25 protein-coding genes are annotated in these 24873 nt (G+C 70.6%); 11 read left to right on the top strand and 14 right to left on the bottom strand.

Annotated features, from left to right (window positions below; all coding sequences use genetic code 11):
• Positions 1-113: 113 nt before the first annotated feature.
• Entirely contained in the window at positions 114-842 is a 729-nt protein-coding gene (locus tag AB0J64_RS20465) for a helix-turn-helix domain-containing protein (RefSeq protein ID WP_364028865.1), read from the top strand.
• On the opposite strand, the gene AB0J64_RS20460 is transcribed toward AB0J64_RS20465, so the two are convergent.
• Positions 824-1027: a heavy metal-associated domain-containing protein gene (locus AB0J64_RS20460; protein ID WP_364028863.1), complete on the bottom strand. Its 204-nt coding sequence runs from the start codon at positions 1025-1027 to the stop codon at positions 824-826. The two genes, AB0J64_RS20465 and AB0J64_RS20460, sit on opposite strands and share 19 nt — an antisense overlap.
• A 72-nt stretch (positions 1028-1099) precedes the next feature.
• Complete coding sequence (locus AB0J64_RS20455) at positions 1100-1693, bottom strand: TetR/AcrR family transcriptional regulator (RefSeq protein ID WP_364028861.1); 594 nt, start codon at positions 1691-1693, stop codon at positions 1100-1102.
• 160 nt (positions 1694-1853) lie between these two features.
• Between AB0J64_RS20455 and AB0J64_RS20450 the strand changes: the two genes are divergently transcribed.
• Both AB0J64_RS20450 and AB0J64_RS20445 read left to right on the top strand, forming a co-directional pair.
• The gene (locus AB0J64_RS20450; protein ID WP_364028859.1) at positions 1854-3359 is read left to right on the top strand and encodes a phosphoesterase; all 1506 of its coding nucleotides are present in this window, start codon (positions 1854-1856) and stop codon (positions 3357-3359) included.
• Positions 3360-3470: 111 nt separating this feature from the next.
• Positions 3471-4079: a flavin reductase family protein gene (locus AB0J64_RS20445; RefSeq protein ID WP_364028857.1), complete on the top strand. Its 609-nt coding sequence runs from the start codon at positions 3471-3473 to the stop codon at positions 4077-4079.
• 6 nt (positions 4080-4085) lie between these two features.
• On the opposite strand, the gene AB0J64_RS20440 is transcribed toward AB0J64_RS20445, so the two are convergent.
• The 3 genes from AB0J64_RS20440 to AB0J64_RS20430 form a co-directional block, all read right to left on the bottom strand.
• Positions 4086-4538, bottom strand: a complete 453-nt coding sequence (locus AB0J64_RS20440) for a DUF1801 domain-containing protein (protein WP_364028855.1) — start codon at positions 4536-4538, stop codon at positions 4086-4088.
• A 72-nt stretch (positions 4539-4610) separates the two neighbouring features.
• Positions 4611-5219 carry a glyoxalase gene (locus AB0J64_RS20435; protein WP_364028853.1) on the bottom strand — a complete coding sequence of 203 codons (609 nt, stop codon included), beginning with the start codon at positions 5217-5219 and terminating at the stop codon, positions 4611-4613.
• A 68-nt stretch (positions 5220-5287) separates the two neighbouring features.
• A complete protein-coding gene (locus AB0J64_RS20430) occupies positions 5288-5644 on the bottom strand; it encodes a VOC family protein (protein ID WP_364028851.1) in 357 nt (118 codons plus the stop codon).
• A gap of 179 nt (positions 5645-5823) precedes the next feature.
• Between AB0J64_RS20430 and AB0J64_RS20425 the strand changes: the two genes are divergently transcribed.
• The 3 genes from AB0J64_RS20425 (at position 5824) to AB0J64_RS20415 (ending at position 9855) form a co-directional block, all read left to right on the top strand.
• Positions 5824-8613, top strand: a complete 2790-nt coding sequence (locus AB0J64_RS20425; RefSeq protein WP_364028849.1) for a LuxR C-terminal-related transcriptional regulator — start codon at positions 5824-5826, stop codon at positions 8611-8613.
• Positions 8614-8692: 79 nt separating this feature from the next.
• Positions 8693-9292 carry a TetR/AcrR family transcriptional regulator gene (locus AB0J64_RS20420; protein ID WP_364028847.1) on the top strand — a complete coding sequence of 200 codons (600 nt, stop codon included), beginning with the start codon at positions 8693-8695 and terminating at the stop codon, positions 9290-9292.
• Entirely contained in the window at positions 9292-9855 is a 564-nt protein-coding gene (locus AB0J64_RS20415; RefSeq protein WP_364028845.1) for a carboxymuconolactone decarboxylase family protein, read from the top strand. Before AB0J64_RS20420 ends, AB0J64_RS20415 begins: the two co-directional genes overlap by 1 nt.
• Before the next feature lie 18 nt (positions 9856-9873).
• On the opposite strand, the gene AB0J64_RS20410 is transcribed toward AB0J64_RS20415, so the two are convergent.
• From AB0J64_RS20410 to AB0J64_RS20390, 5 genes are all read right to left on the bottom strand, one after another.
• Positions 9874-10299 (bottom strand): organic hydroperoxide resistance protein, encoded by a 426-nt coding sequence (locus tag AB0J64_RS20410; protein WP_364028843.1) that lies wholly within the window; start codon positions 10297-10299, stop codon positions 9874-9876.
• A gap of 120 nt (positions 10300-10419) precedes the next feature.
• A complete protein-coding gene (locus tag AB0J64_RS20405; protein ID WP_364028841.1) occupies positions 10420-12027 on the bottom strand; it encodes an ABC-F family ATP-binding cassette domain-containing protein in 1608 nt (535 codons plus the stop codon).
• Positions 12020-13645, bottom strand: a complete 1626-nt coding sequence (locus AB0J64_RS20400; RefSeq protein WP_364028839.1) for an ABC-F family ATP-binding cassette domain-containing protein — start codon at positions 13643-13645, stop codon at positions 12020-12022. Before AB0J64_RS20400 ends, AB0J64_RS20405 begins: the two co-directional genes overlap by 8 nt.
• Before the next feature lie 238 nt (positions 13646-13883).
• On the bottom strand, positions 13884-14444 hold the full coding sequence (locus AB0J64_RS20395) for a TetR family transcriptional regulator (RefSeq protein WP_364028837.1): 561 nt from the start codon (positions 14442-14444) through the stop codon (positions 13884-13886).
• Between the two features lie 24 nt (positions 14445-14468).
• The gene (locus AB0J64_RS20390) at positions 14469-15242 is read right to left on the bottom strand and encodes an alpha/beta fold hydrolase (RefSeq protein ID WP_364028835.1); all 774 of its coding nucleotides are present in this window, start codon (positions 15240-15242) and stop codon (positions 14469-14471) included.
• 269 nt (positions 15243-15511) lie between these two features.
• Here AB0J64_RS20390 and AB0J64_RS20385 point away from each other — a divergent pair, with 269 nt between their 5' ends.
• Complete coding sequence (locus tag AB0J64_RS20385) at positions 15512-16573, top strand: alpha/beta hydrolase (protein ID WP_364028833.1); 1062 nt, start codon at positions 15512-15514, stop codon at positions 16571-16573.
• Positions 16574-16646: 73 nt separating this feature from the next.
• Here the strand turns inward: AB0J64_RS20385 and AB0J64_RS20380 are convergent, their stop codons facing one another.
• Positions 16647-16823, bottom strand: a complete 177-nt coding sequence (locus AB0J64_RS20380; RefSeq protein ID WP_364028831.1) for a hypothetical protein — start codon at positions 16821-16823, stop codon at positions 16647-16649.
• A gap of 185 nt (positions 16824-17008) precedes the next feature.
• On the opposite strand from AB0J64_RS20380, the gene AB0J64_RS20375 reads away from it, so the two are divergent.
• The 4 genes from AB0J64_RS20375 to AB0J64_RS20360 all read left to right on the top strand — a co-directional run bounded on the left by AB0J64_RS20375 (position 17009) and on the right by AB0J64_RS20360 (position 20391).
• Positions 17009-17836 (top strand): alpha/beta hydrolase, encoded by an 828-nt coding sequence (locus tag AB0J64_RS20375; protein ID WP_364028829.1) that lies wholly within the window; start codon positions 17009-17011, stop codon positions 17834-17836.
• Positions 17837-17866: 30 nt separating this feature from the next.
• Positions 17867-18313 carry a VOC family protein gene (locus tag AB0J64_RS20370; protein WP_364028827.1) on the top strand — a complete coding sequence of 149 codons (447 nt, stop codon included), beginning with the start codon at positions 17867-17869 and terminating at the stop codon, positions 18311-18313.
• A gap of 141 nt (positions 18314-18454) precedes the next feature.
• Positions 18455-19297, top strand: coding sequence for an oxidoreductase (locus AB0J64_RS20365; protein ID WP_364028825.1), 843 nt, complete (start codon positions 18455-18457; stop codon positions 19295-19297).
• Between the two features lie 236 nt (positions 19298-19533).
• Positions 19534-20391: a DMT family transporter gene (locus tag AB0J64_RS20360; protein ID WP_364028823.1), complete on the top strand. Its 858-nt coding sequence runs from the start codon at positions 19534-19536 to the stop codon at positions 20389-20391.
• A gap of 44 nt (positions 20392-20435) precedes the next feature.
• On the opposite strand, the gene AB0J64_RS20355 is transcribed toward AB0J64_RS20360, so the two are convergent.
• The 3 genes from AB0J64_RS20355 to AB0J64_RS20345 all read right to left on the bottom strand — a co-directional run bounded on the left by AB0J64_RS20355 (position 20436) and on the right by AB0J64_RS20345 (position 24826).
• Positions 20436-21140, bottom strand: a complete 705-nt coding sequence (locus AB0J64_RS20355) for an SDR family oxidoreductase (protein ID WP_364028821.1) — start codon at positions 21138-21140, stop codon at positions 20436-20438.
• Positions 21141-21300: 160 nt separating this feature from the next.
• Entirely contained in the window at positions 21301-21762 is a 462-nt protein-coding gene (locus tag AB0J64_RS20350) for a GNAT family N-acetyltransferase (RefSeq protein ID WP_364028819.1), read from the bottom strand.
• A gap of 268 nt (positions 21763-22030) precedes the next feature.
• Positions 22031-24826 (bottom strand): AAA family ATPase, encoded by a 2796-nt coding sequence (locus AB0J64_RS20345; RefSeq protein ID WP_364028817.1) that lies wholly within the window; start codon positions 24824-24826, stop codon positions 22031-22033.
• Between the last annotated feature and the right edge of the window lie 47 nt (positions 24827-24873).

Below are 24873 nucleotides of genomic sequence, written 5' to 3'. Positions count from 1 at the left end.
CCAGCTCAGAGCGGAGCAACTGGCGCACTGACAGTGTGGGCAAATGCAACAGCCTGTAGCGATGAAGCGCCACTGAAGGCATACTTGTGCGTCCCCGCGACCAGGGAGGGCGCATGCCGCGAGGCCACCTGACGTACGAGGACCGCCGCAAGATCGCCGAAGGGTTGGCGGGGAAGCTCACCTACGCGGAGATCGCCCGCCGCCTGGAGCGGCCGAGGTCGACCATCGGCCGTGAGATCGCACGCAACGGCGGCCCGCACGGCTACCACGCGGCCCGGGCGCAGCAGGCGGCCGAATGGCGCGCCCGCCGTCGGCCGAACCCGCCGTCGACCACTCAGGCGAGCGCGGATGCCGACGGGCGTGACCCCCAGGCGGTACGGGAACTCGAGGAGAGACTCACTGCGAGGTTCGGGGGGATACCGACGATGGCGGCCAGGGTGATGGCCTGCCTGTTCGTCAGCGATACCGGCCACATGACCGTCGCCGAGCTGACCGAGCGGATGGGGGTCAGCCCCGCGTCGATCTCCAAGGGCGTCGGCTGGCTCGAGCAGGTGGGACTCGTCAAACGTGAGCGCGACAACCGGCGTGAGCGGTACACCATCGACGCCGACGTCTGGTATCGGGCGTGGTTGGTGGGCATGCGGTCGATGACGCTGTGGGCCGACACCGTCCGGGACGGCGTCGACGTCCTCGGCGCCCACACCCCGGCCGGCATCCGGCTCCGGACGGCCAGCCGGTTCTTCGACCTCATCAGCTCAGACATGGCCCAGGCGGCCGAGCACTACCGGCGGACGTTCTCCGACGCCGGGGGGCGGCCGCAGGGTCAGGAGACCACCTGGTAACCCGCCTCAGCGATCGCCTCGCGTACCTGCGACTCCTGAAGCAACGGCCCTCCGCTCACCGTGACGCGACCGCCGGGCACGTCCACCTCCACCCGCTCGACGCCCCGCAACGGCAGGACCTGCTGCCGGATCGTCGAAGCGCAGTGCCCGCAACTCATTCCCGATACCGCGACGGACAGGGTCATTGACGTGAACCTTTCCCTGGAACGGCCGAGCGCCGCCTGTGGATGGAGATACGCGGTCCAGGGTTTCCGGGTTCAGCCCTCAGCAGGTCCCTTGAGGCCGAGCAGACGGTCCACGAGCGTGTCGGCGTAGTCGGGTGTGAGGGGGCCCGCGCCGAAAAGGATGCGGATGTACATGGGGGCCAGGATGTGGTCGACCACCTCCAGGACGTCGGGCGGCTGTTCGCCTCGTGCACGGGCCCGGTCGAGCATGGTCTGGAGTTGGCCGGCGCGCTCGGCGAGGAACGCGTCGCGTGCCCGCATGCCGTCCTGACCTGCCGTGGACAGGGCGATGACCAGGCGCAGCACGGCCGGCCCGTCGGGCCCGGTGACGTCGCGGGCCACGTTGGCGGCGTAGGCGCGCAGGTCGCCCTCCAGGCTTCCGGTGTCGGGGATCGGGGACGTGGTGGTCAGCCAGGTGATCGCCACGTCCATGGTCAGCGCTTCGAGGCTGCCCCAGCGGCGGTAGATGCTCGTGTCGGCCACGCCGGCGCGGTTCGCGACCTCGCCGACGGTGAAATTGCCGTACCCGCGCTCGGCGACCAGGTCGGTGACGGCCTGGTGCACCGCCGCGCGCACGCGGGCGCTGCGGCCTCCCGGCCGCCGGGTCCGCTCTCGGTCCGTCTCCATACCCCTCACCTTAACGCAGTACGTACTTGCGTTTGCGGAGTACCGGGGACGCCGGATTTCGACTGTTCGCCTCGCGGTCGGTGATCGGTCAATAGCTTGTCACGCGGCATCGATGGACTCGGGCGGATGTATAGCGCCCTTTGGAGAGGAACCAACCTCGATGTCCGCTTCTGAGAAACCCGAGGTCGTGACGCGGCGGCGGCTGCTGGCCGTCACCGGTGGGCTGGTCGGCGCGGTCGCCGTAGGCGGTCTGACCGGTCCGGCCTGGGCCGACGACCGGCGCCCCGGCGGTGGCCGCCGGCGGTGGCTGCCCGGCGACCACCATGTGCACAGCGAGTTCAGCGTCGGCTACGACAACTCCACGACCCCGCCCAAGCCGATCCTCGGCGGGGACGCGATCTACCCGTTGTCGGTCAACGCGTCGCATGCGCAGCAGTTCGGGCTGGCCTGGATCGTGTCCACCGACCACGGTGGCCCGCTGCACTCGAAGCTGGACGCCGAGCAGCGCTACCCGAGCCTCCTGGAGGCGCGCCGGTCCGTGCCGCGGGTGCTGCAGTTCTACGGCATGGAGCTGGACACGCCCGCCGCCGACCACTCCAGCCTGATCATTCCGAAGGTGGCCACCGAGCGGGACATCCTGTTCCAGCTGGAGAGCCGCTTCTCCAAGCGTGACCCGTTCCCGGCCGACCCGACCTTCGACACCGAGCAGAAGATGCTCGAAGCGTTGCGGGTGATGCGGCAGCTCCCGCACAAGCCGCTGCTGTTCGCCAACCACCCCGCCCGCTCCGCCACCGGGCTGGGCGTCTACGGCCAGGACACCCCGGCGGAGTTCCGCAACTGGCACGACACCGCGCCGGAGATCGCGCACGGCTTCGAGGGCGCACCCGGCCACCAGGCCGGATCGCTCAACAAGGACGGCAGCGTCAAGCCCGACGGCGAGCGTGGCGGCTACGGCAACTACCCCACGATGGGCGGCTTCGACCAGATGACCGCGCGGCTCGGCGGCCTGTGGGACTCGCTGCTCGGCGAGGGCCGCCGCTGGTGGATCACCTCCACCTCCGACTCCCACAGGCACTACAGCGACGGCGGCAGCGACTTCTGGCCCGGCGAATACTCCAAGACGTACGTGCACGCGGGCTGGGACTACGCCGACATCCTGGACGGCCTCCGCGGCGGCCGGATCTTCGTCGTCATCGGCGACCTGATCGACCGGCTCGACCTGACGGTGTCCCGCACCGGACAGGCCCAGGGCCAGGCCGACGGCAACACCGCGAGCGTCGGCGAGACCCTCCGGCTGCGCGGCGGCGACCGTGACGCCGAGGTCGAGGTCCGTTTCCGCGTGCCGCGTACGCCCAACGCCAAGGGCGAGCGCCCGCAGGTCAACCGCCTCGACATCATCACCGGCCGGATCACCGGGCCGGTCGAGGACCGCTCCGCCGACACCAACCCCACCACCAAGGTCGAGGCCCGCTACGGCCCCGGCCAGTGGCGGCGCCAGGGCGACGAGATCGTCGTCCGTCACACGCTGCGCGACATCGACGGCCCCATGTACGTCCGCGTCCGCGGCACCAACACCGACGAGCTCGAGCCCCAGCCCGACCCGCACGGCTCCGACCCGTGGGCCGACCTGTGGTTCTACTCCAACCCGGTGTTCATCGAGCGCTGACGGCACCTTCGCACCAGCCGGCCGGGCGCGGCCACCGAGCCGCGCCCGGGTTCGGCGCTCGTCCCGCGCGGCGACCATCACACACCGTCGATGCGATGAATACTGATCGTCATGCGCGTCGATTTCGATCCCGAGGCCATGGGCGGTATGGCTTTCTTCAGGTTTCTGACCTCGGTCGTCATCCCGCGCCCGATCGCGTGGATCTCCACCGTCACTCCGGACGGAGCCATCGAGAACCTCGCCCCGCACTCCTTCTTCAGCATCGCCAGCACCGATCCGCCGATCGTGCAGTTCACCTCGATCGGCCGCAAGGATTCCCTGCGCAATGTCGAGGACACCGGGGAGTTCGTCGTCAACTTCTCCGCCGAACCGCTGCTGGACCTGATCAACGCCACCGCGACCGACTTCCCACGGAGCGTCAGCGAATTCGATTTCGCCGGGATCGAACGTGAGGCAAGCCGTCATGTGCGGCCACCCAGAGTGGCCGCCTCCCCCGTCGTCCTGGAGTGCCGTTCGCACACCACCCTGCGCATGGGCAACTCCACCCTGGTGTTCGGCCGGGTGTTCCTCGCCGCAGTGCACGAGGACTACGTCGTCCGGGGCCGGCCTGACGCCGAACGACTGCGTCCGCTGACCAAGCTCGGCGCGGACGAGTGGGGGACGCTGGGCTCGATCCTGCACCTGAGCCGCATCCCTTACGAGGAGCCGCAGCCCGCATGAGCGTCCTCAGCTCACCGCCTGCTTCACCAGCTCGCTGATCCGGGCCTCCACCTCGGGCGTCACCTCGGTCAGGGCGAAAGCGGCCGGCCACATCGTGCCCTCGTCCAGCTTCGCCGAGTCGTTGAACCCGAGCGTCGCATAGCGCGACTTGAACTTCGCCGCGCTCTGGAAGAAGCAGACGATCTTGCCGTTCAGCGCGTAGGCGGGCATCCCGTACCAGAGCTTCGGCGCAAGGACCGGGGCGCTCGCGGTGATGACGGCATGGACGCGCTCGGCCATGATCCGGTCCGAGCCCTGCATCTCGGCGATCTTCGCGAGCACGTCCCGCGCCTCCTCCGCCGCCTTGTCCGCCGCCTTGCTGCGGCGCGCCGCCTTCTTCTGCTCCTGGGCGTGCTCCTTCATCGCGGCCCGCTCATCGGCCGTGAATCCCTCGTACGTGCTGCTCTCGGTGTTGCTCATGACGGAGTTCTCCCTTGAAGATCTTGGATGTTCGAGGTCTTGCGAAGGGACCTGATGGTCCCGCCGCGTGCATCAGACGGTTGCGTTCTCCCAGACGAACCCGTCGGGGTCGGTGAAGGTCCCGGCAGCGCCGCCGATCACGATCCGGTGCGATCCGGTGCCCTCCTGGGGCATGCCGGTGTCCTTGGCGAGGGCGCGGCGAGGGTAGAGCGCCAGCGTGACGGCCGACGAGGTGTCGAACTCGACGTACTTGCCACCGAAGCTCTTCGCCACGGTCAGGCCGCGGTCGACGTAGAACCGCTTGCTCGCCTTGACGTCCGCCACTCCCAACAGGAGCGCCACCTGGTCGACCTGCCGGGTGGCAGGGCCGGTGTCCTTCTTGTTCGAGGTCGCGATCTTGCAGATCGTCCCGTCCGGGGCGCGTACGACGGCGCCGTAGCCCCAGAAGCTCTTGGTGGCCGGCTTCAGGGTCGTGGCGCCGGCGTCGAGGGCGGCGCCGACGAAGGCGTCGACGTTGCCCGGCTGGGACACCACGAGTGACAGCGCGAACCCACGGAAGCCGGTGGTCGGCGCGTCCGAGGCGCGTACGTTCACAAAAGATCCCAGTCCGAAGGCCTGGTAGAAGGCGTCGGCGACCGTGGGGTCGGGAACTTCGAGGATGGCTGAGCCAAGGGAGGTCATAGCGGTTCTTCCTTAAGAACGAAGTGGATTTGTCGTCTTGTGGGCGGAATGGCAGGGCAGGTCGGCGCTCACCGGTCCTGCAGGAGCCCGAGGACGTTACCGTCGGGGTCGATGACGGTGGCCACCACGCGACCGGCGCCGACCTCGTGCGCGGCCTCCTTCACGGTGGCCCCCGCGGCGGTCATCTCGGCCAGCTTCGTCTCGATGTCCGGTACGTGCCAGTAGACCACCGGCGAGGTCATGCCCTGCGGCCCACCGCCCGGCACCAGTCCGATGTGCTGGCCCTCGAGCTCGAAACCGACGTAGTAGGACGACTCGACATGCGGCGGGATACCGAGCAGGGCCGCGTACACCGCCTTGGCCTTCGCCAGGTCGGACACCGGGTGCAGCACCGTCTTGATGCCCTGGTTGGAAGAGCCGGTCATGGTCACCTCCTGTGGTCGTGGGTCCCATCGACCCGCTGTGTTCGTGTTCACAGCTTCCCTTCCGGCCCCACCGATCCGCATCCGTGGCGACCACGGAACCGTCCACGGATCGACGGCACGGATCGCGCACGATGGCCACTACGGACGGGAGCCCGAAGGGGATGCGGCAAACTGGGACAGTGGCAGCAGTGCTGGACATTTCGCCTCGTGAAGCCGAGGTACTGGAACAGGTCAGGGCCCATCTCAGCAACGCCGAGATCGCGGCACGACTGTGCATCTCCGTGCGTACCGTGGAGAGTCACGTCTCCTCGCTGCTGCGCAAGCTGGAGGTGCCGGATCGGCGGGCGCTCGCCCAGCGTGCGCCCGAGCCGGTCGGCGCCGGCCCGTCTCGTCCGGCACCGGTGCTCCCGGCCCCGCTGACCTCGTTCATCGGCCGGGTGAGCGAGCGAGCCCTGCTGGTCGAGATGCTCAAGGAGCACCGCCAGGTGACCGCGGTCGGTCCCGGCGGAGTGGGCAAGACCCGGCTCGCGCTGGCGGTGGCCGCGGAAGCGGCCGGCGAGTACGCCGACGGGGTGTGGTTCGTCGACCTCGTCCCGGTCACCGACGCGGGGATGGTCGCGGCCGCGGTCGCCGGCGCGCTCGGCCTCGGCGAGCAGCCCGGCCATGGCATGACCGAGTCCGTGGTCGCCGCGCTGGCCGACCGTCATGCCTTGCTGGTGCTGGACAACTGCGAGCAAGCGGTGGACGGGGTGGCGCTCTTTCTCGAGCGGCTGCTGGCGACGTGCCCTCGAGTGACGGTGCTGGCGACCAGCCGGGCCCGGTTGATGGTGCCGTTCGAGCGGGTGTATCCGGTCCCGCCGCTGTCGCTGGCCGTCGATGGCGAGTCGGACGCGGTCGCGTTGTTCATGGAACGGGCGACGGCGGTCGGCCGGCCGCTGGACCCTCCGCTGTTCGACCACATCGCCGAGATCTGTGAGCGGCTGGACGGAATGGCGCTGGCGATCGAGCTGGCCGCCGCCCGGTATCCCACCCTCGGACTGGATGGCATCACCACTGCCCTGTCCCACCCGCTCCGGATGCTCACCGGCGGCTCCCGCGCCGAGGACCGGCATCGCTCGGTACGGGCGGCGCTGGACTGGAGCCACGCCCTGCTGGAGCCGGCCGACCGGGCACTGCTGCGCCAGGTGTCGGTGTTCGTGGCGCCGTTCACCGCTGCCGCTGCGGCGGCGGTCTCCGGGTCCGAGGAAGGCCTGGTCGCCGACGGGCTGGCCCGGCTGGCCGAACAGAGTCTGCTGGTGGTGACGGCCTGCCCGAGCGGGACCGGGTACCGGGCGTTGGAGACCATCCGGCAGTACGGGAAGGAGCGGCTCACCGAGGCCGGTGAGCTGGTCGAGACCCGATCCCGGCACCTTCGCTGGTGCCTGGCCGAGGCCGCAGACCTGGCGGTGGTGGGAGCGGACTGGCGGGCCCGGTTCGACGCGGTCGCGGACGACCTCCGCGCCGCCCTGGCGTGGGCGGCCGACCAGCCGGAGCAGCGCGCGGACGCCCGCCGCCTCGCTCGATACCTGGCGGAGCTGACGTTCACCCGTCACCTGGTCAGCGAGTCCCAGGGCCGTTATGAGCAGGCCGCCGCGCTCGCCGACGATCCCGCCACCACCGCGTCGATGCTCCGGCATGCCGCGGCCGTGGCCGGCTGCCGGATGCGTGGTGATGACATGTACCGCCTGCACCTCGCGGCCGCGGAAGCCGCCCGCCGCGCCGGGGACACCGCCGTCGCCGCCTGTGACTTGGCGACCATCGCCACCAACGCCTACCGGTTCGCGGGCAAGTTCGCCAGGAAGCTGCCGTCGGAGGAGACGGGCGCGCTCATCGCCCAGGCGCGGGAGCTGGCCGGCGAGGACCCGGCGGCGCAGGCCGCGGTGGCGTTGGCCGAGGCCGCGCGGGAGCTCAACGACGCGATCGGTGCCGCCCACGGCCAGCCCGACGACTCCGTACCTGAGAAGATCGCACGCGCCGAACGGGCCGTCGAGCTGACCCACCGTGCGGGTGATCCGCTCGCAGAATCCGCCGCGCTCGATGTGCTGACCGGCGCCCTGAGCTGGGCCGGTGACGCGTTCGCCGCCGCCGCCACGGCCCGGCGCCGGATCGCGCTGCTGTCGTCCACACCGAACACGCCGGCCGCCACCCACGAGCTGATCGAGGCGCTCGGTGAGGCCGCCGAGGCCGGCCTCGGCACCGGCGATCTACCAGGGGCTCGCCGGTGGGCACGGCAACTCGCCGACCATCCGTTGCTGGCCGAGGTCGGCCACCGCGCCATGAGCTGGCTGCTGGTCGCCGACGCGTTGGCGGGCGACGTCGACCAGGTGCTCACCGGCAGCGTCCGGTTCCTCGACGCGTGGCGGCGGGCCGGCAGCCCTCCCAGGTCGGCCCTCGGCCCGGCGGTGGCCGCGGTGGCGATGATCCACGGCCTCCGTGACGACCACGACGCCCGGCGCGAGTGGGGTACGGTCCTGGACCAGTTCGGCACCACGCCGGAACATGCCTACGGCTACGGGGCGATCTTCGACGCGATGCTGCTGCTCCACCACGGGCAGGCACAGGAGGCCCTGGAGCGGATGGCCTCTGAGGCCGGCGAGGTATGGAAATGGGTCACCTGGATCTGGCTCCACTGGTACGTGGCGCTACGCGCGGAGGCCACCGTGCTCGCCGGGAGCCCTGACGCACGCGCCCGTCTGGCCGACGCCCGGACCGTCACGGCCGGCAACCCGGTCGCCAGTGCCATCGTGGAGCGTGCCGAAGCCCTGCTCGACAACGACCAGGAGCGACTGCTCGCCACGGCGGACGTCTTCGACGCCGCCGGCTGCCGGTACCAGTCGGCACGGACCCTGGTGCTCGCCGGCGGCGACCATGCCGCCCGCGGTGCCGCCGCTCTCGCCGATCTCGGTCTCGCCCCGATGGCCCTGAACTGAGCTCTTGAATCGGATGGATTGCGCTTCATGCCGCATGCCGCTAACTTGGAATGGTCGTTCCAAGATAGGAGGTCGGCGGATGCCGGACGTCAAGCACTTCGATCCCGACGTGGCGCTGGACCAGGTGGTGCGCCTGTTCTGGGAACGCGGCGCCGATGTCACCGGCATCGCCGAGGTCACACAGGCCACCGGGCTGAGTCGCTCCAGCCTGTATGCGACCTTCGGGGGCAAGGAGCGGCTGCAGGCTGCCGCGCTGCGCCGCTACCTGGAGCGGCAGTCACGGCCGGTGTTCGACGCGCTGGCCGCCGACGAGCGTGGCCTGCCTGCTGTCACCGGCTTCTTCGAGCGATTGGTGGCGGCGCGCTGCACCGGTGAGCACGCCCGCTGGGGCTGCCTGGTCACCAACACGCACACCGGCGCCGCCCGCGAGGCTCCCGAGGTCCGGCAGGTCCTGGATGCTCACCACGCCGCCCTGCGAGCGGCGATGCGCGCCGCGCTGGAGGCGGCACGGCATCGCGATCAGGTACGCCCCGGAATGGACCTGGAGGCGGGCGCGGAGACGCTGGCGCTGCTGGCCTACGGGGTCAACCTGCGCTCGCGGGCCGGAGCCGACGCGGCCGAGCTGATGGCGGGCGTACGCGCCGTACTGGATGGTTTCACCCGCACCGAGGAGAGATGATGATCGATTTCCGTGTCTACAACGAGAGCGACGCCCCCGAGGCGGCCCGCCCGATGCTGGAGGCCGCCAAGAAGCGCATGGGGTTCGTGACCACCCTGAACGGGGTGATGGCCGAATCGCCCGAGCTGCTGGCCGGCTACAACGCCCTGGCCGAGCAGTTCGGCAAGTCCTCCCTGCCCGGACCGGCCAAGCACGTGGTGTGGATCACCGCCAGCGTGGAGAACGGCTGCGAGTACTGCGTGGCCGCGCACTCCACCCTGGCGTTGCGCGCCCGCGTCCCGGCCGATGTGGTCGAGGCCCTACGGACGGGCAAGCCGCTGCCGGACGCCGCGCTGGAGGCGGCCCGGCGCCTGACCCGGGTGATGGTCGCCCGGCGCGGCTGGGTGGACGACGCGGAGATCGAGGCGTTCCTGGCCGCCGGCTACACGCGTCGCCATGTGCTCGACATCGTCCTCGGCGTAGGGATGAAGACGCTGTCGAACTACACCAACCACATCGCCCACACCCCGCTGGACCCGGCCTGGCAGGGCCAGGAATGGACCCGCGATCAGGCACAGGTCTGATCCCGCACCGGTCGCACCTCAGGCGGCTTTCGCGTTGATGGTGACCGGGATGTTGCCTCGGGTCGCCTTGGAGTACGGGCAGATCTGGTGGGCCGCGGCGCCGAGCTCGTGAGCCGTCTGCTGGTCCACGCCTCCGAGCTCCAGGTTGAGCACGGCGCTGAGGCCGAACTCGCCGTCGTCGCCGTGGTGCAGGGTCACCTCCGCCGTGATGGCCGTGCTCGTCAGCCTGATCTTGCGCTGCGCCGCCGCCCTTCTGACGGCGCCCAGGAAACAGGCGCCCCAGCCCGCGGCGAACAACTGCTCGGGGTTGGTGGCCCCGCCAGCTCCCCCGAACGCCTGCGGGATGGCGAGCGTGGTGTCGAGGAGACCGTCGTCGGCCTGGACCCGGCCGCCGTTGCGGCCTTCCCCCGTGACGGTGACGACCCCGGTGTAGCTGGCAGCCATGGCTCTTCCCTTCTGGGCAGGTGGAAACAGGCCCGGGGACACCTTGTGCGTCACCGGTTCAACTGGTGACGATATTGGCAGCCAATGAGTCACCGGTCAAGCCGGTGACGCACGGCGGTTCTACGTCAGGCGGAGGTGGTGGCCCTGCCAGCGGGCGCGCAACCAGCGGTCGTGGCTGGCGATCACGATCGCGCCTGGCCCGTCGGCGCCCAGGGCCTCTTCCAGCTCGTCGGACAGGCGGGGGGAGAGGTGGTTGGTGGGCTCGTCGAGCAGGAGCACCTCGGGTGGATCGGCCACCAGCAGCGCCAGCGCGAGCCGGCGACGCTGGCCGACCGACAGCTCCCCCACTCGCAGGCCCTCGTCACGCCGGCCGATCAGGCCCAGCGAGCGCAGCGGTACGGACTCGGCACGCTCCGGACCGAGTGCCCGCTCGTACGTCTCCCGCACCGTGCGGTCCGGCCGCTCGAACACGGTGTCCTGAGCCAGCAGGCCGACGGTCAGCCCGCGCCGTCGCCGCACCTCTCCCTCCGCGTCCAGCCGTCCCGCCAGCACCGCCAGGAGCGTGGACTTGCCCGCACCGTTCGGCCCGGTGACCAGCAGCCGCTCCCCCGGCGCCACGTCGAGCCGGTCGATCGAGAGCCGTCCCGGCACCCGCACGTCCCGCAGTGACAGCAAGGTTTCGTCGTGAGGGGTCTCCGCGACGGTGGCCAGGGGGCGACGGTGGAAACGGAGCGGGGGTGGTGGGGCGGGAACCTGTTCCCGTTCCAGCTCGGCGAGCCGGCGGGCGGCATTGCGCACCCGCCGCGAGATCTGGTGCTGCACGCGTCCTCCGCGGTGCCCGTACCCCATCTTCTCGTTGTCGCGTCGGAGCCCGTCCAATGCCACCTGCCGCGCCGTCACCGCGACGGCGCGGCGCAGCTCGCCGAGCTCCTCCTGTTCCTCCGCGTGGCGCCGCTCCCAGCGCTCGCGCTCGGCGCGCTTCTCGGCCAGGTACGCGGCGTACCCGCCCCCGTACCGGACGGGCCCGTCCACCGCCGGGTCGAGATCGACCAGGTCCGTGCAGACCTCGTCCAGGAACGCCCGGTCGTGGCTCGCCACGACCACCACCCCCGCCATGCCGCGGAGCTGCTCCGCCACGAACACCGCGGCGTCGTCGTCCAGGTGGTTGGTGGGCTCGTCCAGCAGCAGCGCGGCGGGCCGTCTGATCAGCAGCGCCGCCAGGGCGAGCCGCCCGCGCTGCCCTCCCGACAGCGACGCGAGCGCGCGCCCGTGCGGCACGCCGCCCAGGCCGAGCCGGTCGAGGATGATCTCCGCACGCCGGTCGGCGTCCCAGGACTCGCGCTGTTGCGCCTGGTCGAGCTTGGCCCCGTACGCCTCCAGCAGAGCGGCGTCGTCCGGGGCCTCGGCGAGCGCCCGGGTGAGCCGGTCGAGCTCGGCCAGGTCCGTACGGGCCTCTCGCAGGGCGTCGTCGAGCACGTCGGCCACCGTGGCATCGCCGGCGAACGGGAGCTCCTGGTGCAGGAAGCCCAGGTCGGCGGGGCGCACGACGGCGCCGGAGTCCGGCTCGTCCGCTCCGGCCAGCAGTCTCAGCAGGGTGGACTTGCCCGCGCCGTTCTCGCCGATCAGCCCGATCCGGTGGCCGGGCGCGGCGGTGAGCGAGACGCCGTCGAGCACGCGCCGCGCGCCCAGCGTCCGTACGAGATCGCGGGCGAGCAGCGCGTCACTCACCGGCGGGCCCCCCGGTCTCCAGCAGCCGCCCGCCGGACAGCTCCAGCCGGCGCTCCACCTTGATCTCCGCGAGGAACCGCTCGTCGTGGCTGACCACCACGAAGGCCCCCTCGTACGCGCCGAGCGCGCTCTCCAGCTGCCCCACGCTGACCAGGTCGAGGTTGTTCGTGGGCTCGTCGAGCAGCAGGAGCTGGGGCGCCGGCTCGGCGCACAACACGCAGGCCAGCGTGGCGCGCAGCCGTTCGCCGCCCGACAGCACACCCACCGGCAGGTGCGCACGCGCGCCGCGGAACAGGAAGCGGGCCAGCAGGTTCATCCGCTCCGCTGCCGGCATGCCGGGGGCGAACGCGGCCAGGTTCTCGGCCACGGTGCGCTCGACGTCGAGCAGGTCGAGCCGCTGCGACAGGTAGGCGACCCGGCCGTCGGCCCGCCTGGTCGTGCCGCCGTCGGGCTCCAGGTCGCCGCTGATCAGGCGGAGCAGGGTGGACTTGCCCGCGCCGTTGGGGCCGGTCAGCGCGATCCGCTCCGGTCCGCGGACGGTCAGGTCGATGCCCGGCTCGGCGAACAGGCCGCGGGCCTGCAGGCGCTCCCCGTGGAAGACCGTGCGGCCGGCGGGCACGTTGGTGCCCGGCAGCTCCAGCGCGATCTTCTGGTCGTCGCGCAGCGCCCGCCCGGCCTCGTCGAGCCTGGCCTTGGCGTCGCTGACGCGGGCGGCGTGCATCTGGCCCGCCCGCCCGGCCGACTCCTGCGCGCCGCGCTTCATGTTCCCGGCGAAGATCCGCGGCAGGCCGGCGCTCTTGAGGTTGCGGGCGGCGGTGCCGGCCCGGCGCTCGGCGCGCTCGCGGGCCTGCTGCATCTCCCGCTTCTCGCGCTTGAGCTCCTGTTCGGCGCTGCGCACGTTGCGTTCGGCGGCCTCCTGCTCGGTACGCACGGCCTCCTCGTACGCGGTGAAGCCGCCGCCGTAGAAGCGGACCTCGCCGCGGTCGAGCTCGGCGATGCGGTCCATGCGGTCGAGCAGGGCCCGGTCGTGACTGACCACGAGCAGGCAGCCGTTCCAGTCGCCGAGCACGTCGTAGAGCCTGCGGCGGGCGCCGAGGTCGAGGTTGTTCGTCGGCTCGTCGAGCAGCAGGACGTCGGGCCGCTTGAGGAGCTGGGCGGCCAGGCCGAGCGAGACGACCTGGCCACCGCTCAGCGTGGCCAGCGTGCGGTCGAACGCGATCTCGCCGAGTCCGAGCCGGTCGAGCTGGGCACGGGTGCGCTCCTCGATGTCCCAGTCGTTGCCGATGGTGGTGAAGTGCTCCTCGGCGGCGTCACCCGACTCGATGGCGTCCAGCGCGGCGATCACCGGGGCGATGCCGAGGACCTCGGCCACGGTCAGGTCACCGGTGAGGGGCAGGCTCTGCGGCAGGTAACCGAGCACGCCCTCGACGGACACGCTGCCGCCACGGGGCCGCTGCTCGCCGGCGATCAGCTTGAGCAGCGTGCTCTTTCCCGCGCCGTTCGGAGCGACGAGACCGGTACGGCCGCCGCCCACGGTGAAGGACAGGTCGCTGAAGACGGGCGTGTCATCAGGCCAGGAGAAGGACAGGTCGGAACAGACGATGAAAGCAGCGGACATGCGAGAAGACCTCGTACGAGAACGCGGGCGCGCCGAAGCCGCCCGGCAAAAGGGAACAGGGATTCGGGGAACGACGACCAGAGGCCACGTCGGCGGCGGTCATGTGCGCCTGCCGGGGCCGGTCAATCTCCGGTATCACCCGGAGATGTCGTCGTCACCTGCCATGTCTGGTCTCCTTGGCTTCCGATCTCGAGCGTCTTTCACCATAGCAGCCGTTCTGCACGCCACCATGCCGCGGTCAGCGCTGCTGCGGGGCGCCTGGGGTGCCGACGCCCCGCAGCAGCGTGTCGACCACGACGTCGGCGGCCTGCGCGGCGCTCAGCTCGGACAGGTCCTCGGCGGCGTGCTCCATCAGCGGCGACAGGACCGTGGCCGCCCAGCCGGGCGGCAGGTCGGAGCGGAGCAGGCCCTCGTCGGTGGCGCGCCGCAAGAAGACGCCGACCTCGTCGACCAGGCGGCGGCGACGCTCGCTGATCGTGGCCTCGCGGAGCATGCGGCTCGTTTCCACGGGCCATTTGCGATTGACGGCGATGATGCCTTCGACGTAGCGATGCAGTGCGACCGCGACCGGGGCCTCGCGTAGCCTGGCGGCCTCGACGGCCTCCTCGACCGCGTCGTAGCGTGCCGTGTAGACGGCGGCCATGAGGTCTTCGCGGGAGGCGAAGCGGCGGTAGACCGTGCGGCGGTCCACTCCTGCCGCGGCGGCGATGGCGGCGATGGTCGCCGAGGGGTCGTCGGCGAGCATGCGGGCGCCCGTGCTCAGGACGCGTTCCAGATTGCGTGTCGCGTCTGCTCTCACGCGCCCAAGATACGTGAGCTCCCTTCACCACTTCGACGGGCCCGCGCGTACCTCTCGCTCTGCCAGCCACACCAGCACGTGGTCGGCGACCGCCCGCCAGCCGCTGTCGACGACCAGCGAATGGGCCCGGTCCGGGAACTGCTTGAGGCTGCTGGTGGCCGTCGAGTCGCCGTACGACTTGTACACCGCCCGGGTGACGTGGTCGGGCACCAGCCGGTCCTCCTGCCCCGAGATCAGCAGCAGCGGGCCGCGGCCGGTGTTGCCGTGGTCCACGACCGCCCGCGGATGCCGTACGGCGCCGCCGTGTCCCAGCTCGGCCAGCAGCCGGCGCGGCCCGGGCACGACGTGGCGCTCGAACAGCTCGGCCGACTCCTGCTCGGTGACCGCGTTGGCGAACAGCCGCCGGAACCTCCCGGCGTCCATCGACACCGGCCACGGCTGCCCCGGCGGCGGCAAGGTCAGGTGGCCGACCGGGGCGGGGGCGATGGCGACCGCGGCCCGGCCCGCGTTCGTGCCGAGGAGGTGCTGCGCGATGAGCCCGCCCACCGAGTGGCCGACGATCACGGGCGGGGTGTCGAAGGAGCGGACGATGCGCGCGTAGTGATCCGTGAGCGCGTCGAGCCCCAGCTCGTGGAGCGTCTCGGGATGCCGGCGGGCCTCGTCCACCGTGGCGGGCTCTCCCGGCCAGCCCGGCGCGCAGACGGCGAACCCGAAGCTGGAGAAGCGCTCGTTCCATGCCTCCCACGACGACGCGTGGAGCCACGCGCCATGGATGAAGACAACAGGAGTGGGCTTCACGGATCCTCCAGCTCGTATGGGCCGCGACCAAGGATCGTCCGGACGCGCCTGGAGGGGGAACAGTCGAATGACTCAATGTTCCTGCCTGCCCTCGCTCGCCGGTGCCGGCTCGGTCTGCCGGGGCGCCGTGCTGCAGCGGAGGGTTCGCGTGATCGGCAGGGCTGCCGTTCGCCGTGTCTCGCCGTCATCTGACTGATGTGCGGGAAATCCCTGCCGGAAACAGTAAGAAATGCCGCTTTTACTGGTGACATGACACGGAGGACTTCCACATGATCGACAGGCGCACCTTCGGCAAGGCCCTCGGTTTGGCCACCGGCGCGGCCGTCGCCTCGCTGGCGGGCTTGCAGGCGCTCCCGGCCGCCTCCGCCGCCACGCGGCGTGGGGCGGCCCCGACGTTGCCGGCGGTCACGCCCGGCACGCACACGTCCTTCGCCTCGCTGAAGCAGGTCAAGGCCGGGCTGCTGGACGTCGGGTACGCCGAGGTGGGCCCGGCGCGCGGGCCTGTGGTCATCTGCCTGCACGGCTGGCCGTACGACATCCACAGCTTCGTCGACGTCGCTCCGCTGCTGGCGGCGCAGGGCTACCGAGTGATCGTTCCCTACCTGCGCGGGCACGGCACGACGCGGTTCCTGTCCTCCAAGACGTTCCGTAACGCCCAGCAGTCGGCGATCGCGCTCGACATCGTCGCCCTGATGGACGCCCTCAAGATCGACAAGGCCGTACTGGCCGGGTTCGACTGGGGATCGAGAACCGCCGACATCATCGCGGCCCTGTGGCCGCACCGGTGCAAGGCCCTGGTGTCGGTGAGCGGCTACCTCATCACGAACCTCGAGGCCAACCTCACGCCGCTGCCGCCGAAGGCCGAATACGCCTGGTGGTACCAGTACTACTTCGCCACCGAGCGGGGCCGGCTGGCCATGGAGAACAAGGACAAGCGCCACGACCTGACCCGGCTCGTCTGGGACACCGTCTCCCCGACGTGGAACTTCGACGACGCCACGTTCGAGCGCACGGCCGCGGCCTTCGAGAACCCCGACTACGCCGCCATCGTCATCCACAACTACCGGTGGCGGCTGAGCCTGGCCGACGGGGAACGCCGTTACGACGGCCTGGAGAAGCGACTCGCCGCACGACCGGCCATCAAGGTGCCGACCATCACCCTGGACGCCGAACGCGACCCCTTCACGGCACCGCCGGGCGACGGCTCGTCGTACCGGAACATGTTCACCGGCGCCTACGAGCACCGCACCCTGGAGGGCATCGGCCACAACCTGCCGCAGGAAGCACCTACGGCCTTCGCCCAAGCCGTCGTCGACGTGGACCACCTCTGACCGGCAAGCGATACCAAGACAGCCTGCCGGATGCGATCCGGCAGGCTGTCGGCGCGTTCGAGGGCGCCTGCCGTCAGACGGTCCGCGTCCACGGTCGGCGGGCGCAGTAGTAGCTGCCGGCGTCGGCCGGGTCGCCGTGGCCGGTGTAGCGGGAGACGGACGGGTACCGGCACAGCTCGCGCGTCACCGCCAGCGGCACTCCGGCCGCTCCGGCCGCTCCGGCCGCGAACATGATCAGTAGGCGTTTCATGACGTTCCTCTCGCTGAGGTACGGGGTTGTCAGCTGTTGCGGTGCGTCTCAATGCGCCGAGCAGCGCTGTTGTGCTGCTGAACCTGGCTCCTCGTGACTGACCGTCAAGTGACGGATGTGACCGCGGCCCTTCCCGGACGACAGTGAGGCACCAGATCTCTGAAGCCTTCTGAAAGGGGAATGTCGTGGTCAGCAGCAAAGGTGTACGCGGCCGGCGGCTCGCGTCGGGTGCCCTGTCAGTGGTGGCGATCGGTCTCCTCGCCACCGCCGCCGCCACGCCCGCCCTCGCCGCGGACAAACCCGCCAAGCCGACCATCGTGCTGGAGCACGGCGCCTTCGCCGACGCCTCCAGCTGGAACGCGGTGATCGAGGAACTGCGCGCGGACGGCTACCCCGTCGTCGCGGCGGCCAACCCGCTGCGTGGACCGGCCAACGACGCGGCCGCACTCCGCAGCGTCCTCGACCACGTCGCCGGACCCAAGATCCTCGTCGGGCACTCCTACGGCGGCTCGGTCATCAGCGTGGCCGGCGCGAACGACCCGCAGGTCAAGGCCCTCGTGTACGTCGCAGCCTTCCTGCCCGCCCCCGGAGAGACCGCCCTCGAGCTGACGAACAAGTACCCCGGCTCCACCCTCCCCGCCACGCTCGACCCGACCCCCTTCACCCTTCCCGACGGCACGGCAGGAACCGACCTGTACATCAAGCCGGGCAAGTTCCACCACCAGTTCGCCGCCGACGTACCCGCCGGCACCGCGGCCCTCATGGCCGCCACCCAGCGGCCCATCGCCCAGTCCGCCCTGGAGGAGAAGACCGAGACCGCAGCCTGGAAGGACAAGCCCACCTGGGCCGTCATCACGACCCAGGACCTCAACATCCCCGCCGAGGTCCAGCGCTACATGGCCAAGCGCGCCCACGCGCACTCCATCGAAGTACGCGCCTCCCACTCCGTCGCCGTCTCCCAGCCCAAGACCGTGTCCGGTGTCATCGAGAAGGCCGCACGAGCCACCCGATAGCCCCACGAAGCGAAAGAAAGATCACCACCCATGGACATGAAGCTCGAAGTCGTCGTCCTGCCCGTCTCCGACGTCGACCGCGCCAAGGACTTCTACACCCGGCAGCTGGGCTTCCGCCTCGACGCCGACTTCCCCGTCAACGACGGTTACCGGATCATCCAGGTCACTCCCCCCGGCTCCGCCTGTTCGATCATCTTCGGCGCAGGCCTCACCGAGGCCCGACCCGGCACGGTCCAGGGGCTGCACCTGATCGTTTCCGACATCGAGCAGGCCCACAAGGAGCTGACCGGCCGCGGCGTCGACGTCACCGGCCCGTTCCACGACGCCACCGGCGCCTTCCACCAGGCCGGCGAGACGGGCCGCGTCATGGGCCTGCACCCGCAGCGTGCCAGCTACGGCTCCTTCGCCTCGTTCGCCGACCCCGACGGCAACCGCTGGTTCCTCCAGGAGATCACCCAGCGGCTGCCCGGCCGCTGACCCGAAGGCACCCGTACCTATGACGTGGTCGTGATCGGGGCCACCACCGCCAGAGGTCTATGTCACATAAATGCGGATATTAACTCTTTAAGTGCTACATTGATGAGACAGTTAATGGGAGCATCGATCGAAGGAACCCCCATGGCCAAGACATGGCTCATCACTGGAGCATCACGCGGCTTCGGACGTCACCTCACCGAAGCCGTCCTCGCAGCAGGCGACCGGGTCATCGCCACCGCACGCAGCCCCAAGCAGCTCGACGACCTGGTGGCCCGCCACGGCGACCGGATACGGGCGGTCGCGCTGGACGTCACCGACGCCGCCGCGGCCGCCCGAGCGGTCAAGGAGGCCACCGACACCTTCGGCAGTCTCGACGTCGTCGTCAACAACGCCGGTTACGGCAACAGCGCGCCGATCGAAGAGATGGCCGAAGACGACTTCCGCGCCCAGGTCGAAACCAACCTCTTCGGCGTCGTGAACGTCACACGGGCCGCCCTGCCCGTCCTGCGCACCCAACGATCAGGAGTCTTCGTACAGTTCTCCTCCATCGGAGGACGCGTCGGCGGCACCCCAGGAATGGGGGCCTACCAGACCGCGAAATTCGCCGTCGAAGGCTTCTCGGAAGTCCTCGCCAGCGAGGTCGCGCCCTTCGGCATCAAGGTCGTCATCGTCGAGCCGGGCGCGTTCCGTACCGACTGGCAAGGCTCCTCCATGGAGATCCACCCCGTCGGCCCCGACTACGAGGAGACCGTGGGCGCCATCCACCGCTACCGACGCGACACCGACGGCACCCAGCCCGGCGACCCCGCCCGCGCCGCCAAGATCATCATCGACGTCGTCCGCGACGACTCCCCGCCCCGACGCCTCCTCCTCGGCAGCGACGCCGTCGCAGCAGCCCAGAAGGCCGCCGAGATCCGCGCCGCCGAAACCGAGAAGTGGGCCGACGTGAGCCGCTCGGCCGACTACCCCGCCGACGAACGCTAGGCCCCCGAACCCGGCTCATCACCGGCGCGTCAAGCGGCCTCGGCCACGTCTGTTCAGGGTGAGCTGCGCTGTTACGGAGCCGCCATTTCGGGGAAGGCGGAACGCAGAGGCTGCTGGGTCAAAGCCCATCCGAGAACGCCTCGAACAGTACGCATGGGCGATCAAGACGTGGGGGAAGACCTTTCCGCCCCGGCACCCGTCCCTGTCGAACAGGACATCCGGGAGCAACACCATTGATGATCATCATCATCTCTCTGGGGGCGGCCTGTTTTCTCGGCATCGGCTTCGTCGCCCAGCAGCACGCCGCCTATCGCGAACCCCTTGAGGAGATTCTGCACGCGCGCCTGCTGCTGGACCTGATGCGCATGCCGTTGTGGCTGGCCGGGATGGGGCTGATGCTCTGCGGCCAGGTCCTTGGCGCCGTCGCTCTGCGGGAGGCGGACGTGGCGCAGGTGACGCCGCTTCTCTCCATGAACCTGCTGTTCGCCCTGACCACGGCCCATGTCGTCTACAAGGAGCCGTTCGGCCGCACGCTACAACTGGGCGCCGTACTGGTGAGCGGAGGAGTGGCTCTTTTCCTTTTCGCCGGGCGGCCTCAGGGCGGCCAGCTTCCAGATCCGCTCTCCACGCGATGGCTCGCGGCGCTCCCGGTGGTCCTGGCCGCGGGGGCGCTGGTCCTTTTCGGGCTGCGGCGTTCCCTGAAAGTCAAGGCGATGTCGCTGGCCGCCGCAGCCGGAGTGCTGTACGGGCTGCAGGACGTGCTGACCCGCAACACCCTGCTCACCCTCGGCAACGGGCCCAGCGTGCTCGCGACCTGGCAACCGTACGTGCTGCCGTGCGTCGCCGTAGTGGGGCTGCTCCTCAACCAGAGCGCGTTCGACGCCGCTCCGCTGCAGATCTCGCTGCCGGCCACCACGGCCGCCGAGCCGATCATCGGGATCGTGCTGGGAGCGGCGATCTTCTCCGAGCATCTGCGGGTGACTCCGGAAGCGCTCGTGGGCGAGGTGGCCGGTCTGATCGCCATGGTGGCGGGCATTGTCATCCTCGGCCGATCCCGGTTCCTGGCCAAGCCCGCGCACCTCCGCCCCCAATAGGCGTCGGGAGCGCGGTCTTCTCCACGTTCGTGGCCGCGCGCCGCTCAAGCGCTGCCGTTGCCGATGCGGAGCGCTTCCTTCAGGAACACGCGGTAGACGCTCGGCGTCCCCTCGGTGGTGATGACCTCGACGATGGAGCGGATGTTGCGGCCCTCGACGGCCTCGCGGATGAGCGCGTCGGCCAGGTCGCGGCGCGCGGTGAACCGGCCGATCATCTGCGGCGGGGCGACGGTGTAGTCGGTGACCGCGTCGCCGTCGAACAGGCCGGAGGGACGGATGATGGTCCAGTCGAGGTCGGTCCGGGCGACGATCTCTTCCATGCGGGCGGCGTCCTCGTACAGCGGGCGGCCCATTCTGATGAGCAGGGGCATGATGACCTTGCGGTAGATGAGGGTCTCGCCGGGCGGGGGTTTCATGGGGACACCGGTCGAGGTCACGCACACCAGGCGCCGGATGCCGTGGGCGGCCATGGCCGCGACGATGTTCTCGGCGGAGCGGGAGAACGTGGTGGGGACCTCGGAGCCGTAGGGGACGCCGAGTGTCGAGATCACCGCCTCATGCCCGGTCACCACCCGGTTCACCGCCTCGGGGTCCAAGGCGTCCGCCTTCGCCACGTGCAGCGCGGAATCACTGAGGGGAAAGGCCTCCGGGTGCCGGGTGACCGCGGTGACGGTGTGGCCCTCGGCGAGCGCCTGGGCGGTGGCGAGCCTCCCTGTCGGGCCGTTGGCCCCGAAGATCACGAGCTTCACGTGCTTCCCTCCCTTGGCTTGCGCCGCGACGTCGGCGTTTTACGCATACTATATTCATTATAATTAGCGTAAAGCTACGAACCGCCCTGCTGTCGGCGTACTTGGCCGCCCCGGTCTGCACGTCTGCGCGATCAGGCCTTCGCCCTATGCCGGTCGTCCCTCAGCGCTGGGTGGAGGTCTGGTTCGCGTCACGCCGGTAGGTGTAGAGGATGAGCCCTTTGTGGAACTTGCCCACCTTGTCGTACAGCGCGCGAGCCGGGGCGTCTACCAACGTGTTCCAGTAGAGGCCTGGGAAGCCGTGCTCCTTGGCGTCCCGCGCCACCCACTCGATCACTGCCGTCGCGATACCCCGCCGCCGGACTTCCGCGTCCACGAACAAGTCCGCCAGATAGCATTTCCCGGCGTACCAGACACTGGCGTGGAACAGGTAGTGCGCGATGCCGACCATTTTGCCGTCCAGGCGGGCGGCGATCCCGCGTATCTGCTCGTCGTCGAGCAGGCGTCGCCAGGTCCGTTCGTAGTCGTCGTCGCTGCGTTCAGTCTTGAAGTATGTGTCTTTACCGCGGGCCAGCAATTCCCAGCAGGCGCGGTCGGATTCGGTCAGGAAGTTGATCTCCATCATGGCGCCCATCCTGCAGCATCGGATATCTCAGGCAGGCGTGCTCGTGGCGGCAGGGCGCTCCATAGGGCCTGATGCACGAGCCCAGCTCTACCCTGCCGGGTGAAGTGGCGCTCGAACTCTGCCCATGCCAAGACAGGTCAAGCCAAGAAGACGGTGAGGATGCGCGGCCTGCGGAAGGACAGTCGTGGGCTCACCCCCGGCGCCTGGCTGAATGCGTCCTGCCGCCGCCTGGTGACGAGCCGCACCCACGCCCTGAGAAGAACAACGGCTAGATCAACTCGTGCCGGTGCGCAGCCGTGGCGGCCTGGACACGACTGCGTACGCCGAGCTTGGCGAGGATGTTGCTCACGTGCGCGCCCGCCGTCTTGACCGAGATGAACAGCTCCTCGGCGATCTGCCGGTTGGTGCGGCCGTCGGCGAGCAGGCGTAGCACGTCCCGCTCGCGCGGCGTGAGGCCGAAGTCGCGCTCCTCGGCCGGGTCGGTCTCGCCCTGTACGGCGAGGGAGATCCGGGCCAGGCGCGCCAGTCGTTCGATCCGGGCACGCAGGGGCTCCGCGCCCAGGCGGTCCGCCTCCCTGGCGGCGTCGGTCAGACGGGAGGAGGCTGCGGAGCGGTCTCCCGTTTCCGCGGCGTGCTCCGCGGCGCGCAGCAGGGCCAGAGCCTGAGGGTATGGCTGGTGAAGATCTCTCCACGCGGCCGCGACGCACGGCCAGAGGTCCGGCTGTCCGGTCTCGGCGGTGAAGGCCAGGCGGTGGGCTTCCTGGACGGGCCCGATCACCGGCAACGCGGCCGCGGTCTCGGGCAGGCCGGGCACGGGCAGGGACGCGCCCGCTTCAATCACCGGCCACAGGTAGCGCGGGCTCGTTCTTCCGCTGATCAGCGCCTCCTCCACGAGTCGCGCGGCGTCGGCCGTGCGCCCCTGCGCTCTGCGGAGATCCACCTCCATGCGCACCAGCAAGAGGTGGTCCTGGGCGTAGGACGTACCTCTGGTGAAGACTTCGCGGGCGTGGGCAGCGGCACTCTCGCAGCCTGCGAGGTCGCCCCTGGCCAGCGCGATCGTGCCGGCCAGCACCATCAGGTACGCGCGAAGGCTGGGTGTCGGGGTGACACGCAGGGCGTGCTCGACGATCTCGGCGGCCTCCTCCCACCGGCCCAGGGCGATCAGCGCCTCCGCGAGGTTGCCCGCGTGGATCGGGCCCGCCGTTCGGGCCAGACCCGACCGCGTGGCGGCGGCGAGTCCCCGGCGGGCCGCCTCGGCCGCCTCGGCGTACCTGCCGGCGCCCTGCAGGACGTCCGCCTCACAGCGATAGGCGTGCAGGAGCCCACCCTGGTCGCCGATGCGGCGGGCCGTCGCCTGGGCCTCGATCAGGTGAGGCAGCTGCGCGTCGAGGTCGCCGGCCCGTGCCTGCGCGTACGTCAGGTTGACGGTGGCGATGACCTCGGCCTTGGCATCGCCCGCGGCCTGCGCCGCCTTCAGCGCCTCGCGGGCGGCGACCCGGCCCTCGGCTTCCCGAGGGACCGTGAGGAGGCGATTGGCGAGCAGGTTGAGCACGGTCGCGCGTGCCGGATGCTCGCACGGCGTCAGACGAGCCGCTTCGCGCAGATCGTCCAGGTCGCCCGGCATGCCGAGGAGGTGGCGCAGTTCGCCGCGGTGGGCGATCAGCCAGCCGGCACGCGCAGGATCGCTCTCGGCCGAGAGGGCTGTCTCGACCAGCTGGACGGCGGTCGCGTTCTCGCCTGCGGCGATGGCGGCGCGTACCGCTTCGTCGAGCACGTCGGACTTGGACATGGCCGGATCGGGCGCCTGTTCCCACAGCTCCAGCACGCGAAGCAGCATGTGCAGCTGTTCCGCGTGCGCCAGGGACGCCGCGGCGTCGGCGGCGGCGCGGCGAGCGGCCGCCAGTGTCTTGGACGGGTGGCGCTTGGCGGCGTGCCAGTGCAGGGCGGACTCGTACGCCGCCCGGCCCAGCGGAGCGAGCTCCGGGTCCCGCTCCAGAGCTTCGGCATACCGTACGTGAAGCCGCCCGCGTTCTGCGGGAAGCACGTCGTCGTAGAGCACCTCCTGGACCAGCGCATGACGGAACGCGTACACCTCCTCCTCGATCAGGAGGAGGTTCGCGCTCACCGCTGGGCGCAGCGCGTCGGTGAGGCGGGCGTCGTCCAGCCCGGTGACGGCGCGCAGCAGCGCGTGGCCGACCTGAGCGCCGCCCACGGCCGCGGCTTGGACCACCCGCCGCGTTTCCTGCGGCAGCCTGTCGAGCGGCGTGATCAGCAGGTCGCGAATGGACGCGGGCACCGGCGCGCCCGCCCGGGCTGACAGCGCCTCGACGAACAGCGGGTTGCCCTCGCTGCGCCGGAAGACGTCCTCGATGACCGCGGGAGCCGGCTCGCCGCCGAGCAGGCCGCGAAGCTGACGGACCACCTCGTCCCTGCCGAGCCGGCCGAGCTCCATCCGGGTCGTCCACGGCCTGCGATCCCATTCGGCCAGCACCGGGCGGAGTGGATGCGTCCGGTGCAGGTGGTCGCTCCGGTAGGTGACGACCAGGAGGAAAGCCGCGGCCGCCTGCTGGTTTCTGATGAGGAAGTCGAGCAGCTCCCGGCTGGACCGATCGCTCCAGTGCACGTCCTCGGCGACGATCATCAAGGGCCGGTCCTCGGCGAGGTTCTCGAAGAGGGTGAGGATCTCCTCGAAGAGCCGTGCCTGCGTCAGGGCGGGATCGCCGTCGCCGACGGGCCTGCCCAGGAGCGGAAGCAGCCTGCCCAGCTCGCCGGGCTCGCCGCGGGGCAGGAGGCGGAGGAAGCCCTCCGCGCCGATCCTGCGCAGCAGGTGGCGCAGCATGGCGGTGAACGGCGCGAACGCCAGGCCGTTCTCGCCCACCTGGGGGCAGTCGCCCGAGAGCAGCCACGCCTCCCCCGTCAGCGGCGCCGTGAACTCGGCGAGCAGCCGGGTCTTGCCCACCCCGGCTTCGCCGCCGAGCAGCACGGTGGAGGCAGAACCTTCTCGAGCATGCGCGTAGGCCTCGGCCAGAGCGGCCAGCTCCGCGTCCCTGCCTACGAAGACCATGAGCCCAGGCTCTCAGATCCGGACGAGAACTAGGGATGCCGGATAGG

It is taken from the genome of Nonomuraea sp. NPDC049695 (assembly GCF_040674955.1).
GTDB classification, from domain to species: Bacteria; Actinomycetota; Actinomycetes; order Streptosporangiales; family Streptosporangiaceae; genus Nonomuraea; species Nonomuraea helvata.
This window is presented reverse-complemented; position numbering and strand designations above follow the sequence as displayed.

What these genes read in the sequence shown, in the direction of transcription:
- AB0J64_RS20465 (WP_364028865.1), top strand. Translation starts at nt 114, where the DNA reads ATGCCGCGAGGCCACCTGACGTACGAGGACCGCCGCAAGATCGCCGAA.
- AB0J64_RS20460 (WP_364028863.1), bottom strand. Translation starts at nt 1,027, where the DNA reads ATGACCCTGTCCGTCGCGGTATCGGGAATGAGTTGCGGGCACTGCGCT.
- AB0J64_RS20455 (WP_364028861.1), bottom strand. Translation starts at nt 1,693, where the DNA reads ATGGAGACGGACCGAGAGCGGACCCGGCGGCCGGGAGGCCGCAGCGCC.
- AB0J64_RS20450 (WP_364028859.1), top strand. Translation starts at nt 1,854, where the DNA reads ATGTCCGCTTCTGAGAAACCCGAGGTCGTGACGCGGCGGCGGCTGCTG.
- AB0J64_RS20445 (WP_364028857.1), top strand. Translation starts at nt 3,471, where the DNA reads ATGCGCGTCGATTTCGATCCCGAGGCCATGGGCGGTATGGCTTTCTTC.
- AB0J64_RS20440 (WP_364028855.1), bottom strand. Translation starts at nt 4,538, where the DNA reads ATGAGCAACACCGAGAGCAGCACGTACGAGGGATTCACGGCCGATGAG.
- AB0J64_RS20435 (WP_364028853.1), bottom strand. Translation starts at nt 5,219, where the DNA reads ATGACCTCCCTTGGCTCAGCCATCCTCGAAGTTCCCGACCCCACGGTC.
- AB0J64_RS20430 (WP_364028851.1), bottom strand. Translation starts at nt 5,644, where the DNA reads ATGACCGGCTCTTCCAACCAGGGCATCAAGACGGTGCTGCACCCGGTG.
- AB0J64_RS20420 (WP_364028847.1), top strand. Translation starts at nt 8,693, where the DNA reads ATGCCGGACGTCAAGCACTTCGATCCCGACGTGGCGCTGGACCAGGTG.
- AB0J64_RS20415 (WP_364028845.1), top strand. Translation starts at nt 9,292, where the DNA reads ATGATCGATTTCCGTGTCTACAACGAGAGCGACGCCCCCGAGGCGGCC.
- AB0J64_RS20410 (WP_364028843.1), bottom strand. Translation starts at nt 10,299, where the DNA reads ATGGCTGCCAGCTACACCGGGGTCGTCACCGTCACGGGGGAAGGCCGC.
- AB0J64_RS20400 (WP_364028839.1), bottom strand. Translation starts at nt 13,645, where the DNA reads ATGTCCGCTGCTTTCATCGTCTGTTCCGACCTGTCCTTCTCCTGGCCT.
- AB0J64_RS20385 (WP_364028833.1), top strand. Translation starts at nt 15,512, where the DNA reads ATGATCGACAGGCGCACCTTCGGCAAGGCCCTCGGTTTGGCCACCGGC.
- AB0J64_RS20380 (WP_364028831.1), bottom strand. Translation starts at nt 16,823, where the DNA reads ATGAAACGCCTACTGATCATGTTCGCGGCCGGAGCGGCCGGAGCGGCC.
- AB0J64_RS20370 (WP_364028827.1), top strand. Translation starts at nt 17,867, where the DNA reads ATGGACATGAAGCTCGAAGTCGTCGTCCTGCCCGTCTCCGACGTCGAC.
- AB0J64_RS20365 (WP_364028825.1), top strand. Translation starts at nt 18,455, where the DNA reads ATGGCCAAGACATGGCTCATCACTGGAGCATCACGCGGCTTCGGACGT.
- AB0J64_RS20360 (WP_364028823.1), top strand. Translation starts at nt 19,534, where the DNA reads ATGATCATCATCATCTCTCTGGGGGCGGCCTGTTTTCTCGGCATCGGC.
- AB0J64_RS20350 (WP_364028819.1), bottom strand. Translation starts at nt 21,762, where the DNA reads ATGATGGAGATCAACTTCCTGACCGAATCCGACCGCGCCTGCTGGGAA.
- AB0J64_RS20345 (WP_364028817.1), bottom strand. Translation starts at nt 24,826, where the DNA reads ATGGTCTTCGTAGGCAGGGACGCGGAGCTGGCCGCTCTGGCCGAGGCC.